Raw genomic sequence first — 14,130 nt, 5'->3', positions numbered from 1 at the left:
ACAGCTGGGAATGCCTTTAAGACGGGAAATACTTCTATAAATCCTCCCCTTTTCTTTTTTGGCCATTCTCTCCCCTTCCCTTTTTCTCCTCATCAATTCGTAAGAACATCGTGAAGCCTAATAACAAGGCATACGCCAACATTGAGACCCAATAGAGTGATGCTAATGACCAATAAACGAGCATGACACCAGCAAGGGCTGTTCCGGCAACACGTGCAATCGTAGCAACATTCATATGCATTCCGTTCATCGTTAAAAGATCATCGTCTTTTACAATCAAAGGAATTGTTGATTGTAATGCTGGAAAATAGAAAGTTGCTGATAGTTGTATTGTAATGATGAATGCGACCATCCACCAGACAGATCCTGTTGATATGGCTAATAGCATAAATACGACACTAAACAGTCTACCAAAACCTGCTACGATTAATATTGTTTTCTTTTTTGATTGGTCTATGATTCTTCCCGCGAGTGGTCCAGCAATAATACCTGCCAATAAACCGATGGAAAGGATCAATGCTTTTACAAAATCGGAAGGAACTTTTTCTTGTAAAAACTCCAGATTTCCAATTATCCCTGTCCATAATCCAAGACCTGCTATCATTTCCCCACTAAGGATAATCCAAACATTCCGATTTCTCCACATACCATTCACCGTTCCCTCAACTTATTTCGACTTCCGAATTATTATACGGTAAAAAATGAAAAATGTCACTATCGATATTTCGACAACAAAAAAAGCGTCTGTCAACAGATTAACAATTGTTGACAGACACCGGATCAGGATTTCATTTCTGCTTTTAATTCTTTATAAACCGAAACAACAGTTCCCTCTTTACTTTCATCAAACAGAGAACTTCCGTTCGATAAGCGTTCGACAAGTCTCAAACTTCCTGATTCAACAGTTACTTTGTGATCTTTGTCTGTCGCTACTATGATATTTTCACTTGGTTTTACAGGTTTAGTTCCTACAATTCGATGTGGGTTTGTTTTTAATTCTTTCAATACAACTAAACCACGTTGTGCCCTTGCGGCTATTTCAAATTCTTTTAAGCCCATTCGTTTGACTGATCCACGCTGTGTAGCGATGAATATGGATTCCGATTCATCCCGAATGACAATCATTGAGACAAGCTTATCTTCCGTCTTCAAATTCATGCCACGGACACCCGCTGTTCGTATGCCAGTAATCGTCAGTTCAGTAAGTGAAAAACGTAACGCATATGCCTGTTCACTAAATAAAATAACCTCTTCTTCACCTGTGACCAGCTGCGCATCAACCATATAATTGCCCTTTTTAATATTCATTGCTTTAAAGGTTCTTGAATATCGTTGAACTTGGAAATCAGAGAGCTTTGAAAGCTTAATATTTCCGTTATCCGATACAGTTAGAATTGATTTTTCATCATCAAATTTATCTACGCCAATTGCTGCAATGATCTCCTCATTCGGTTCTAACGAAATTATGCTTGAGATATGCTGTCCTAAATCACGCCATCTAATATCAGGTAATTCATGAACTGGTTGATACATATAGTTGCCGAATGATGTGAATAGAAGAATATGATGCTGTGTATTCATAACGGATTCCAGTAGGACATAGTCAGATTCCTTTATATCCATACCAGTGCCGTTTGAAGCACTGTACGAACGAATGCTCGTCCTCTTTACATATCCATCCTTCGTAACTGAAACAACAACTTCTTCACTTGGAACAAGGATATCAAGATCTACCTTGATCGCTTCAATCATCTCTTCGATAACCGATCTTCTTTGTTCGGAAAACTGTTTACGAATATCCATTAATTCTTTTTTGATGACTGCAGAGAGTTTTTTATCACTTTTCAAGATAGCATCAAGATGCTCAATCAATTTCCTAAGCTCAGCATCCTCTCTCTTCAATTCAGTTATATCTGTATTCGTAAGTCTATATAACTGGAGAGATACGATTGCTTCTGCCTGTACCTCAGTAAAACCGAATTTAGAAATGATGTTAGTTTTGGCATCACGTTTGTCTTTTGATGCGCGTATTGCCTTAATCACTTCATCTAAAATTGACAAAGCCTTCATAAGACCTTCAACAATATGCAAACGATCCTTCGCTTTTTGAATATCGTATTTCGATCTTCTTGTAACAACTTCCTTTTGATGATCGATATAGGCATCCAATAACATCGGTAGAGACATTAGTGTTGGTCTTCTGTTTGATATTGCGACCATATTAAAGTTATAGGTAACTTGGAGGTCTGTATTTTTTAAGAGATATTGTAAAATGGCATTGCCATCCATATCTTTTTTCAACTCAATAACAATTCGAAGGCCTGTACGGTCGGATTCATCCCTTACATCAGCAATTCCATCCATTTTCCGATCCAAACGCAACTCATCAATCTTCTTCACTAAATTCGCCTTATTAACATCATATGGAATTTCGGTGATGACGATTTGAGATTTGCCTGCCTTTAACGGTTCAATTTCGGATTTTGCCCGAATGATAAATCGGCCTTTACCCGTCTCATAAGCGGTTTTAATACCACCAGTGCCTTGGATAATTGCACCTGTCGGGAAATCCGGTCCCTTAATAACAGTCATCAATTCATCGACTGTAACATTCGGATTATCCATCCTCATCAGGACTGCATCAATTACCTCATGAAGAGCATGTGGTGGAATATCCGTCGCATACCCTGCAGAAATCCCAGTTGATCCGTTTACTAACAAGTTGGGAAAACGAGCTGGTAGAACGGTCGGTTCTGGCTCTGTATCATCGAAGTTCGGAACAAACTCAACAGTTTCCTTTCCGATATCCGCAACATTTCCGAAGCAATCGCTGAGAGTCTTGCCTCTGTATAACGCATTGCAGCTGCTGAATCACCGTCCACGGAACCATTGTTCCCATGCATCTCGACCATTAGGTGACGAAGCTTCCAATCCTGGCTCATCCTTACCATTGCCTCATAAACGGATGAATCGCCATGAGGGTGATAGTTCCCAATAACATTTCCGACCGTTTTCGCGGATTTCCGGAATGCTTTATCATGCGTATTCCCTTCATGGAACATCGCGTATAAAATACGTCTTTGTACAGGCTTTAATCCATCCCGTGCATCGGGTAGAGCGCGGTCTTGGATGATATATTTACTGTAACGGCCAAAACGATCACCAATTACTTCTTCAAGGGGCAGATCTTGATAACGCTCAGTTGAAGTCATTTATAATCCCCCTCATCAACATGCAAATGTTCATTTTCCAATATATTATGTTCTTCCGTACCAAAATCCACGTTGTTTTCTATCCATTTCCTTCTTGGTTCTACTTTATCGCCCATTAGTGTAGTGACACGTCTTTCTGATTGTGCGCCATCCTCAATCGTGACTCGGATTAGTGTCCTCGTTTCGGGATTCATTGTCGTATCCCAAAGTTGGTCAGCGTTCATTTCCCCGAGTCCTTTATAACGTTGCAACATATAGCCACGTCCGACCTTTTTGATTGCAGCGTCAAGATCCGATTCAGTCCAAGCGTATTCAACTATTTCTTTTTTGCCGGCACCTTTGAAGACTTTATATAATGGGGGCAAAGCGATATACACTTTTCCAGCCTCAATCAAAGGCTTCATATAGCGGTAAAAGAATGTCAGAAGAAGCACTTGGATATGTGCTCCATCAGTATCCGCATCGGTCATGATAATCACTTTATCATACGCAATATCGTCTATTTGGAAATCCGATCCGACTCCTCCACCAATTGCATGGATGATCGTGTTAATTTCCTCGTTCTTCATTATATCTTCTAATTTTGCTTTTTCGGTATTAATTACTTTTCCTCGAAGTGGCAAAATCGCTTGGAATGTTCGATCCCTTCCTTGTTTTGCGGAGCCTCCTGCAGAATCCCCTTCGACAAGATATAGCTCATTCTTTGCTGCGTTTCTTGATTGGGCTGGAGTTAGCTTCCCTGTTAACAAATTATCGGAACGTCTACGTTTTTTTCCAGAACGTGCGTCTTCCCTTGCTTTACGTGCCGCTTCTCTCGCTTGATGTGCCCGTACCGCTTTTCGGATCAAATTGGCACTCAACTCGGCATTCTCTTCGAGGAAATATAGAAGATGCTGGGAAATGATTGCATCTGTTGCTGTTCTTGCCTCGCTCGTCCCTAACTTCCCTTTTGTTTGACCTTCAAACTGAAGTATTTCCTCGGGGATCCGGACAGAAACGATTGCAGATACCCCTTCACGAATATCAGATCCATCAAGGTTTTTATCCTTCTCTTTCAACAAACCAGTTTTTCTTGCATATTCATTGAAAACGCGCGTCATTGCAGTCTTTGCACCGGTTTCATGTGTTCCCCGTCTCTTGTCCGTACATTATTTACGAAGGAAAGGATTGTTTCCGAATAGCCATCCGTAAACTGAAATGCAAATTCCACTTCAATTCCTTCGGATTCCCCTTCAAGGTATGCAACCTCATGCAGTACATCCTTTTCTTCATTTAAATAATCAATGAAAGCTTTAATACCGGTTTCATAATGAAAGATATCGTTTTTTTCCGTTCCTTCTTCCTTTAAAACGATTTTCAAACCTTTCAAAAGGAATGCAGATTCCCGTAAACGCTCTGAAAGAATCTCATATTGATATTTAATCGTAGAGAAAATCACTGGGTCTGGCTTGAAATGTAACAAAGTACCTTTCTCACGCGTCGTGCCGATCTCTTCCAATGTAGTAACTGGTTTTCCCCGTGTTCAAAGCGTTGGCGGAATTTTTTACCGTCACGAAAAATCGTCACTTCAAGCCATTCCGATAACGCATTAACGACAGATGCGCCAACCCCGTGCAAGCCACCGCTTGTCTTATATCCGCCTTGTCCAAACTTGCCTCCCGCATGGAGGACTGTCAGAATGACTTCAGTTGTCGGCTTTCCAGTCTTGTGCATCCCTGTTGGCATTCCGCGTCCATAATCCCGAACGCCAATACTTCCATCCGCATGGATTGTTACATCTATTTCGGTACCAAATCCTGCAAGTGCCTCATCCACCGCGTTATCTACAATTTCATAAACAAGGTGATGAAGTCCCGTGAATCGGTTGAACCAATATACATCCCCGGTCTTTTTCGAACTGCATCAAGGCCCTCAAGGACTTGGATGGAGTCATCATCATATGCATATACTTCTTGCTCTTTCGTCAAATTGCAACCCCCATCAAACGAATGTTCTCTTTTTTATATATATTATCGTATCGCTTCCTGTAAAGCTTGTCAAATCAACGTTTCAGGAAGCTTGCTCAATTAATTGTATAGAAGAAAGCCATTTATTGCAATTAGATAAGGAAAAACTTAGTTTTAGAAGATCATAACAAACCGCCTATCATGCTAAATTATTTCAGTGGAACCTTGAATCCTTCCATTGTAGGAGTCTTCAGGTTCTGTTAGACTTGAACCAAAGAAACTAAAAGGGGATTTATTATGGAAATTTTCATTTTAATACTATGCGCTTATTTACTTGGCTCCATCCCTTCGGCATTATGGGTGGGCAAGCTCTTCTACAAAACAGATGTGCGGGAACACGGCAGTGGGAATCTTGGTGGTACAAATACATTTCGCGTACTTGGTAAGACTGCGGGACTTGTCGTTACCATTCTTGATATCCTGAAAGGTACAGCTGCTGTCCTTCTTGTACTGATACCTATATTCAGTAATTCAGGAATCCATCCACTTGTTCTTGGCTTTTGTGCTGTACTCGGCCATATCTTCCCTATCTTTGCGGGATTCAAAGGCGGCAAGGCCGTTGCCACTTCGGGCGGAGTACTGCTTGGCTATAACTGGCCGATTTTCATCATCGTACTACTTACTTTCTTACTCGCATTAAAAATCACTAAGATGGTTTCATTATCTTCAATGATTGTGGCAGTTGTAGCATTTATATATTGTATTGCTTTTTACGTTTGGTCCGGCGATTTCTCGTTGATGATTATCGTGGGTCTTATGGGAATCTTCATTTTCTATAGGCACCGTGCAAATATTACAAGAATCAAAGCAGGAACTGAGCCTAAAGTGAAGTGGTTGTAAACAAAAAGAGGTATCTACCGAAAGGCGTGATGATCAATTGAAAATCATATTATCAGATGATGCATTACATTGGTTTAGAGATGAGATGGAAGCGAAATCTGGCGAATACATTAAATTTTTCGCAAGATATGGCGGTTCAAGCCCATTGCATGACGGCTTTTCCCTCGGCGTTACAAAAGAACATCCCGACGAGGCAGAAGCAGAGACAATAAAAGAAGACATTCACTTTTATATCGAAAGAAGAGACTACTGGTTTTTCGACAAACATGATCTCCATGTCAATGTCGATTCATCGATTAATGAATTAGTTTACTCCTACAAAAAAGCGTGATGGCATAAAGCCACACGCTTTTTATATTATTTCCTTCCTTAATTCCCCTTTTTTCGCTTGTAATCTATTTGTAAAGAAGAGGGACGAGACCAGAATGCGCAGGCATTTCGGAAACATGTTTCGTTTGTTGGTGAATATTCCCTTCAAATACCCCACTTTTACTATGCTACTATCAGTGCGTAGATAAAGAAAACTATTTTAGGAGGATTCATAATGAAAACGTAAACTGTTATCCGCTGCATTAATCACATGCGTCACTGCAACATCACTAACAATGCCAACATTTGAGCATAACTATAATAATGTCTCAGCAGCCACTATTACTACGCAGCAATCACAACAAGTAGTAGATGCTAAAGCCGATCAATTGATCCAATTAGCGAAAAGCCTGATTGGAAAGGCAACATATAGTACAGCTGAGTACAAGCAAACTTACCCGTATAAATTCTCTTGCGCAACATTTCTTATGTACATTTTCGAAAAAAGTGGTGTAGACCTAGCAACATACAATGAAAACTATATGATGCAACAAGGTACCCCTGTTGCCAAAGGGCAATGGAAAAGGGAGATTTGCTATTCTTTAAAAGCAAAAAAACGGGAACGGATCCTGACCACGTCGCAATGTATATTGGTGACAATAAAGTAATCCATATGGCCGATCCCAAGCAAAACATCGTTATTTCCGACTTGAACAGCAAACCGTATTACACAGATAATTATTACGGTGCAACACGTGTCATTCCAAGCCTACTTTCATCTAATCCCCGACAACAGGAGATAAGATTACAGAATTAGCGTATGAGTTAAAGGACCAAGCTACTATTGGTTCAGTAAACAATGAAACTACCAAGAAGTTTACAAGTACCGGTTTTGTGAATTATGTTTACAAACAAAACGGTACAACGTTAAATGCTAAAAGCATAAAAGATTTACAAAGTAAAGGAACAACTGTATCCCGTTCCAATTTAAAGAAAGGGGATCTTGTTTTCTTTAACAGTGTAACAGGTTCAACAACCGCAAGCTTAGTCGGAATTTATGCCGGTGAACATCGCGTTGTAATACCAACTTCTGGCGGTGTTATTACAAGGGTTCTGCTCGCAGATTATTATAATGACCATTATATCACTGCAAAACGGGTGTTTAATGAGTCTGTTTCATCTACACCATCTACACCATCTACACCGACTGCACCTTCAACTCCAAGTGCATCTTCGGCAGATAAACTTGTCGATTTCGCAGAAGGTCTAACGAGTAAAGCAAAATTCGGATATGTATATAATGAAAAAACATTAACATTCACCGGTGCTGGTTTCACGTATTATGTCTATAAACAACACGGTATCGATTTAAAATACAAACTCGCAGCCCAACAGGCGCAAGTTGGTAAGTCCGTATTAAAATCAAATCTACAAAAAGGAGATCTTCTATTCTTCTCCACTGATAATAAAGGTACTCGAATTACACAAACTGGGATTTACATGGGCAACAATCAATTCATCAGCCTATCTACAACAGGCAAAGTGGAAAAACAAAGTCTTTCCTCTACATGGGCATCCAAAAACTACGTACAAGCCCGTCGTGTAATTACTAACTAAGAAAAAGAAGCATCTTCGCATTTGCGATCGATGCTTCTTTTTTAGCATTTACTTTTTTAGTCTTTTAGCAAATTCAATCATTCCACGGCTTGACATCGGTCCTTTAATAAGGACAATCGATTTTTCATCAAATAGATGATCCACTTTATCACCGATCTCATTTACATTTTCAAAACTCATGATATTTGCGGTGCTGCCATCCCTACTTGCCTGTCTTGCGATTTCTACAGCTTTTTTCCCGATTGTGATTAATGCACTAATATTTCTTTTTGCAATCATACTACCAATTTCCCTGTGGTATCGTCTCTCGAAGTTTCCTAATCGATTAATATCTCCTAATATCAAAATAACGTTTTTATCTTTCCCAACTGAATCGAGCACCTTTAATGCAGCCTCTACTGATGTTGGATTATTCGTCCACGTATCATCAATGATTGTGCTACCTTGGATGCCTTTAGAAAACTCCAAATGGCGATTCATATTTTTGAAAGTCTTCAACCTTGAAATCGCTGTATTCACATCCATTCCCATTTCGTGGACAGCTGCGAGTGCCGCGAGTGCATTGCTAACTTGATGCTCCCCGTATCCCGGGATGAAAGCCCTATGTGTTCGATTACCTGTATGGAGGATAAAATCCATTCCCCCAATACCATATTTAATTTGTGATGCCTTAAAATGAGATTTATCAGCGGTCCCAAAATAGATGATTTTTCCCTTGAAATTACTGATCCGTAATTTCTTTGTGTTTTGATCATCAGCATTCAATATTAAAGTTCCGCCTTCTCTAATGCCACCCACAATTTCTTCCTTCGCTCGAATATACCCTTCCAAGTCTCCACAACCGTCCAAATGATGGACCCCTATCGTCGTTATGATCCCGATTGTCGGCTGATAAATCATGCATTGATGTTTGATATTGCCCGTATTGCCGAGTCCATGTTCAAAAACAGCTGCTTCTGTATGATCATCAATCCCCATCAAATATGGGAGTGAGCGTCTTGGTTCATTTTGACTGCTGACAGATGAATGGACATTCCATGTTGACTGAAGAATATGTCTGATCATGTCTTTTACTGTTGTTTTTCCACAAGTTCCTGTTATTGTCACAACAGGAATTTGAAAAAGATTTCGATAGTAGTTCATAAACTTCCAATACGACTGCACCAAGCTATCTACTTGCATGACAGTGACATTCGGATAGACGCCAGTTAGTTTAACCACTTTATCAGTAACAATTAGAGAAGGTCCCTTTTTATTCATCATAGCCCAGTTTATTTCATCTGACCGGCTTACGAAGAGTAAAGTGTTTCGATTGACATGCTCATGACGTTTGTAATAAATGACGTCTTTCACTTCCCAGTCAACGGCGCCAGTAATAATTCTGCCTTTTAACACTTTGAGAATTTCACTTACAACTAATGGTCTCAATTTTTTTCCTCCTCTCGATCGGACAGCAATAATTTCCTTTTTTTATTTAAAACGATATATTTATTAATGGTTTCATACATTTTGTTCCCAGCAAATTTGTAAAACATTGAAGTGGAAGGAACATAGTTTCCTTCGATAATCCAAATCGCCCCATACCTATCTATTGCAATATCAAATCCGATAATCGTTATACCGTTGTAATTCTTCATTAGGATCATAGATGCGTCCTTACAAATTTTATCTATTAAAAATACACATTTATCAATATAAATGTGACTATCTATCTCGTTAAAAGCTTCTTCCAAAGTAAGTAACCTACTTGCCCGATTTGAGATGAAATATTCTCTTGCCGCTACTTTTACTAACTTGCCCGTTATGATCCATTCATCCTCATGCAATTGCGACATGACACGCACATCAAAAAAACGACCATCGATTTTGTTTATATTAATAAATTGTTGAACGATATAATCATTTCCATTTAGATACTGTTCATGAATATAACTGAATAGGTCAGAAAAACTGTTTTTGACTATTTTTGTTCTTTTCTCATGTATCTCAAAAGTGTTATCGTCTAACACTGTTATTTTTATAATTCCTTTCCCTTGTTGCCCAATACAAGGTTTCAAAACAACTTGTTGAAATGAGTTTAAAAGTTTTTTCATAGTTTCCTTCGTACAAAGTTCTGTTCGGGGAATGTAACTGCGTAATACTCTACTGCTATATAAAGAATGGTATTGGCTCCATTTACTATTTTTTTCATGTAGAACCGAATCGGTAATCCAAAGTTCTCCATCTTATTTTGCATGACCTCTATTACAGTCGTATTGCAACTGGAGTAGAAGTTTCCTAATACGTTAGCTGCATGTACCACTAATTTAAAAGCTTTCCAAATAGGAATAGATTTTAGTGTCTTTCCAAATCCATAGTCGCCTGACATCGTATGATGGACGACTTTCCAATTAGAGGAAGGAGATATTCTATGAAGGGTAAATCGGTGAACATGAAGGACGGAGTGTTTCGGTACAGGAATCGTTTGTAGGACATAATGCTTTTTAATCAATACATGCTCAGCAAGATATTCATATATTTCTTCTTTGGTTGAATATTGGATATGTGTATCAGCTAACTCGACGATTTGATTAACAGGATCCACCTTGATTTCTTGAGGACCCATTACTGGCATGATGGTAATAACTTGATTGCGGGTTAAGGCTTTGAAAAAATTGTCTTTCGAAAACCTTGTGATTTCAGCTAAGTTAACTGTTGCATCAAGTTCCGCCTTTAACATTTTCATCTGACCAAAACGGCCTCTTATCCCCTTCATAGTCTTACCTCCCTCTTGAAGAATGATGAATAGCTTTCGTTTATTAATGATTAAACACAGCCAACTGCTACGATTGACCCTTGTGGAACTGTTGCAGGCCCGTTTTGATCAAAGAATCGAGTGATTACAAAGCTTTGAACGGTATCTTTGTTTGAGGTTGCAACCTGATCCCGGAAAACGGCTACAAATGGATATATGTTTTCCCCAACAGTACCAGTTCCAGTTACAGTCACTTCACAGTTCTGGCAAATCTCTCTGCACTCAACTGAAGTGATTGTCCGAGCGACAAATTCGAAGCTCCGATTTACCGCGTTTCCTGACCTGTCAGTAAAATGTAACGTTAAAAAGGATGCTGATAAATTATTATCACAAGCATTTGCCATGTACTGTAAATCACCTTTAATTTTGCATTTTACACCTGCAAATTTGACATTATTATCTTTGGACAAGCCGTCGACGACCACACGGCAATTACAAATTAACCCCATTATTCTTCCCCCTCAAATTGATCTACATTACTATATTACTTAGTGAATGATTGAGCTTGGTGTTTGTCCATTTTCTTAAAATTAAAGATCTGTCGATACTATTTATTTTTTTTTCGTAATAGCATTGATATTTTTTTAATGGGTTCGCTATACATATCCCCTTTGATAAGTACAATTGATGTTGGGTCAACAATATTTTTTAGGAAGGGAAACGCTTGGATATGATTCATAAATGAATATACCTCCAATGTATGATTTAGGATTTTTGCGGTTTCTCCATGATCTTTGCATGCATTCCAATCGTAATAAGAACGTCTACATCACTTGAGGCAATTATCTCACCTGCAAGTTCATGGATTACATATCCCCAAGAGCCTAAATCAGTAATTGTTCCGATCACCGCTATTTTCCTTTTGCTTTTTCCTACGTTTTCCAAAACTTTTAATGCAGCTTTTAGAGAAAGTAGTGTAATACTCCAAGAATCATCGATGAGAGTCGATCCATTAGGCCCGTTATATACTTTCATTTGTCTGTTAAATGTTTCAAATGACATCAAACGTTCCTTAATGGCAAGAAAGCCCATGCCAATCTGGTGAACCGCTACAATTGCTGCAAGCGCATTGTATACTTGATGTTCACCAAGCCCAGGTACGTACATTTGGTGCTTCTTTTGATCATGTTCAAGTGTAAACTTCATACCGTTTGTTGAATATTCAAGATTGCTTGCCCGATAATCACATGTTTTGTGAATCCCGAATGTAAGAATTTTTCCTGAAAACTGTTTAAAATCAAGTTTAGTTGTTTTTTCATCATCTGCATTGATGATGAGAATTCCATTCGGTTGAAGAGAAGAAATCATCTCTCCCTTTGCTGCGATATAGGCTTCCAATGTCTTACAGTGGTTAAGATGATGTTCTCCTATGTTCGTAATAATTCCGATTGTCGGCTTTAAATAAGCAGCTGCTTTTACTATGTCGTTAGGCGCTCCCACAGCTGTTTCGAATACTGCCGCTTCAGTAGTTCCATCGATACTAAGCAGATTCGCTAAATGGACTGTGCGGGAATTGTTCGTGCTAATTGTAAAAGCGATATTTCTGTTGGCCATCAAAAAGTGCTTGATCATCTCTTTCGTTGTTGTTTTGCCGGAAGTACCGGTAACAGCAATGATTGGAATATCAATGCTATCCCGGTAATCATTGATGAATTTCCAGTATGCCTCATCTAAATTTTCGACTTTAATAATTGTTATGTCTTCAGCATATTCGGGGCGATTGCATGAATTTTTCTGCTACAATTGCAATCGGAAAAAATGGCTTTAAATGATCCCATTTAATGATTTTTCCTTTTAGAAAAAGGATTGTATGTGAATGTCGAACTTGTTTAAGGCGATAGGCACCATAATGAATTTGTAAATCATCAGATCCTTGGAGCTTTTCTCCGTTTATAACATGCCTAATGTATCCTGTCGTTAATGGTTTCAATAGTTTCACTCCCTTCTCCTCTACCATTTTATGCAGCAATTATCATGCAGCTTGTACGAAATACATGAGTAACGGAGAAATGTTTATCAAAACCCATATGATGTATAACCATGTATCGGTAAAATTCCTTCATAACCTATAAAGAGTCGTCTTAATTATGAAGGAGTGGGCTTTTTGAAAACAATCATTTTTATCGGTACAAATAAATCGGGTTCAAGTCGGGAAGCAATTAGAGCGGCTGTTCTGCTTGGTTATTTTACTGTGCTATTTACAAGCAACGAAAAGCAGATTCAACAACGGAAAGAGTATTTGGACGTTCATGAAATGGTGTACGTCGATGTAACTAACTTATTAGAGATGAAGAAAGAGATTCTGACATTGAAATCCAAGGGAAATGAAATTATGACAATTGCAAGCTTTGTTGACTCCAATGTTGCTCGGGCTCTGAAATTATGCGAAGAATTTTGCCCGAATGGTACATCTTCAAACGCAGCACTTATTATGGAAAATAAGGCAGGGACAAGAGATAAACTAAAAGGCCTTCCTTACTCCCCAAAATACTTGACAATCGACCCAGGAGGTAAACTGGATACAAAAAGTATTGAAGAGTTACCCGATTTCCCGCTGATTGTGAAAACAGCTTCATCCACTGGTTCAAAGGACGTAATACGCGCAACCAATCTACAACAATTGGAGCGCCATGTCCTTAAATTCCAAGAGAGGAACCCCCTGGAAGCTGTAATTATCGAGGAATTTATTGAAGGGGATCAATATTTGGTGGAAGCGATTGTCCACAATAAAGAAATAAAGATTGCGGGAGTTATCAAACAAGAAATAACGTTCGTGAAGAGGTTCATAATTACAGGATATGGGGTTCTCGCCGTCGTTCCGAGACAGGTGAACGATGGCGTTAAGGAAGTTTTGAAATCAATTATTGGAGAGTTAGAGATTCAAAACGGTGCTCTCCATGTAGAGATGCGGTTGACAGCAAATGGCTGGCGCTTAATCGAAATAAACCCCCGAATTTCGGGTGGTGCGATGAATAATATGCTGAAAGCGGCTTTCGGCTATGACCTAACTGAAGAAACCTTAAAATTATACTTAGGTGAACGACCTTCACTTGTTGTAACACAGCGGAATTTTGTATTTACTCAATACGTTATCGTCGAACAGAAAGGGGTTTTGGAAAAAGTTACTGGTAAAAATAGAGCCCGTAAATCGCCTGGAATTGTAGAAGTGTATATTAAGCCTAAAAAAGGGACTTTACTTATACCGCCACTATCGATGGGACACAGATACGCCTATGTCATCGCGCAAGGAAGAACACTTGAAGAAGCAAAAAGTTTTGCCAAAAAGGCTGTGGAGGAAATAGAATTTCATGTGAAAGAACAATAACAAAGAGGACTTCCATAAAAGGAGTCC

Annotated in this window: 12 protein-coding genes and 2 pseudogenes; 5 read left to right on the top strand and 9 right to left on the bottom strand. The window is 39.0% G+C overall.

Annotated elements, in window-relative coordinates:
• Positions 1-34 precede the first annotated feature (34 nt).
• The 3 genes and pseudogenes from QNH10_RS20685 to parE form a co-directional block, all read right to left on the bottom strand.
• Entirely contained in the window at positions 35-646 is a 612-nt protein-coding gene (locus QNH10_RS20685; protein WP_347178058.1) for an MFS transporter, read from the bottom strand.
• A gap of 134 nt (positions 647-780) precedes the next feature.
• A pseudogene (parC, locus tag QNH10_RS13305) lies at positions 781-3,212 on the bottom strand (DNA topoisomerase IV subunit A).
• Positions 3,209-5,092 (bottom strand): annotated as a pseudogene (gene parE, locus QNH10_RS13300) (DNA topoisomerase IV subunit B). The pseudogenes parC and parE overlap by 4 nt, the downstream one beginning before the upstream one ends.
• A 363-nt stretch (positions 5,093-5,455) precedes the next feature.
• On the opposite strand from parE, the gene plsY reads away from it, so the two are divergent.
• From plsY to QNH10_RS13280, 4 genes are all read left to right on the top strand, one after another.
• Entirely contained in the window at positions 5,456-6,058 is a 603-nt protein-coding gene (plsY, locus tag QNH10_RS13295) for a glycerol-3-phosphate 1-O-acyltransferase PlsY (protein ID WP_283731914.1), read from the top strand.
• A 37-nt stretch (positions 6,059-6,095) separates the two neighbouring features.
• A complete protein-coding gene (locus QNH10_RS13290) occupies positions 6,096-6,389 on the top strand; it encodes a HesB/YadR/YfhF family protein (protein ID WP_283731913.1) in 294 nt (97 codons plus the stop codon).
• 555 nt (positions 6,390-6,944) lie between these two features.
• The gene (locus QNH10_RS13285) at positions 6,945-7,184 is read left to right on the top strand and encodes a C40 family peptidase (RefSeq protein ID WP_283731912.1); all 240 of its coding nucleotides are present in this window, start codon (positions 6,945-6,947) and stop codon (positions 7,182-7,184) included.
• A 77-nt stretch (positions 7,185-7,261) separates the two neighbouring features.
• Positions 7,262-7,984: a C40 family peptidase gene (locus tag QNH10_RS13280; protein WP_283731911.1), complete on the top strand. Its 723-nt coding sequence runs from the start codon at positions 7,262-7,264 to the stop codon at positions 7,982-7,984.
• A gap of 48 nt (positions 7,985-8,032) precedes the next feature.
• Here the strand turns inward: QNH10_RS13280 and QNH10_RS13275 are convergent, their stop codons facing one another.
• The 6 genes from QNH10_RS13275 to QNH10_RS13250 all read right to left on the bottom strand — a co-directional run bounded on the left by QNH10_RS13275 (position 8,033) and on the right by QNH10_RS13250 (position 12,708).
• On the bottom strand, positions 8,033-9,412 hold the full coding sequence (locus QNH10_RS13275) for a UDP-N-acetylmuramoyl-tripeptide--D-alanyl-D-alanine ligase (RefSeq protein ID WP_283731910.1): 1,380 nt from the start codon (positions 9,410-9,412) through the stop codon (positions 8,033-8,035).
• Entirely contained in the window at positions 9,409-10,110 is a 702-nt protein-coding gene (locus QNH10_RS13270; protein ID WP_283734640.1) for a YheC/YheD family protein, read from the bottom strand. The genes QNH10_RS13275 and QNH10_RS13270 overlap by 4 nt, the downstream gene beginning before the upstream one ends.
• The gene (locus QNH10_RS13265) at positions 10,074-10,739 is read right to left on the bottom strand and encodes a hypothetical protein (protein WP_283731909.1); all 666 of its coding nucleotides are present in this window, start codon (positions 10,737-10,739) and stop codon (positions 10,074-10,076) included. Before QNH10_RS13265 ends, QNH10_RS13270 begins: the two co-directional genes overlap by 37 nt.
• 50 nt (positions 10,740-10,789) lie before the next feature.
• Positions 10,790-11,227 (bottom strand): hypothetical protein, encoded by a 438-nt coding sequence (locus QNH10_RS13260; protein WP_283731908.1) that lies wholly within the window; start codon positions 11,225-11,227, stop codon positions 10,790-10,792.
• Positions 11,228-11,483: 256 nt separating this feature from the next.
• On the bottom strand, positions 11,484-12,332 hold the full coding sequence (locus QNH10_RS13255; protein WP_283734639.1) for a Mur ligase family protein: 849 nt from the start codon (positions 12,330-12,332) through the stop codon (positions 11,484-11,486).
• Between the two features lie 148 nt (positions 12,333-12,480).
• A complete protein-coding gene (locus QNH10_RS13250) occupies positions 12,481-12,708 on the bottom strand; it encodes a hypothetical protein (protein ID WP_283731907.1) in 228 nt (75 codons plus the stop codon).
• A 165-nt stretch (positions 12,709-12,873) separates the two neighbouring features.
• Here QNH10_RS13250 and QNH10_RS13245 point away from each other — a divergent pair, with 165 nt between their 5' ends.
• On the top strand, positions 12,874-14,103 hold the full coding sequence (locus QNH10_RS13245; RefSeq protein WP_283731906.1) for an ATP-grasp domain-containing protein: 1,230 nt from the start codon (positions 12,874-12,876) through the stop codon (positions 14,101-14,103).
• The last annotated feature ends 27 nt before the right edge of the window (positions 14,104-14,130 follow it).

It is taken from the genome of Sporosarcina thermotolerans (assembly GCF_030067815.1).
GTDB classification, from domain to species: domain Bacteria; phylum Bacillota; class Bacilli; order Bacillales_A; family Planococcaceae; genus Sporosarcina; species Sporosarcina thermotolerans.
Note: the sequence above shows the minus strand (reverse complement) of the source record. Positions and strands in the feature narration are given on the sequence as shown.

Excerpts from the sequence above, each read along its gene's own strand:
- QNH10_RS20685 (WP_347178058.1), bottom strand. The coding sequence starts at position 646 with ATGTGGAGAAATCGGAATGTTTGGATTATCCTTAGTGGGGAAATGATA.
- plsY (WP_283731914.1), top strand. The coding sequence starts at position 5,456 with ATGGAAATTTTCATTTTAATACTATGCGCTTATTTACTTGGCTCCATC.
- QNH10_RS13285 (WP_283731912.1), top strand. The coding sequence starts at position 6,945 with ATGGAAAAGGGAGATTTGCTATTCTTTAAAAGCAAAAAAACGGGAACG.
- QNH10_RS13265 (WP_283731909.1), bottom strand. The coding sequence starts at position 10,739 with ATGAAGGGGATAAGAGGCCGTTTTGGTCAGATGAAAATGTTAAAGGCG.
- QNH10_RS13260 (WP_283731908.1), bottom strand. The coding sequence starts at position 11,227 with ATGGGGTTAATTTGTAATTGCCGTGTGGTCGTCGACGGCTTGTCCAAA.
- QNH10_RS13255 (WP_283734639.1), bottom strand. The coding sequence starts at position 12,332 with ATGGCCAACAGAAATATCGCTTTTACAATTAGCACGAACAATTCCCGC.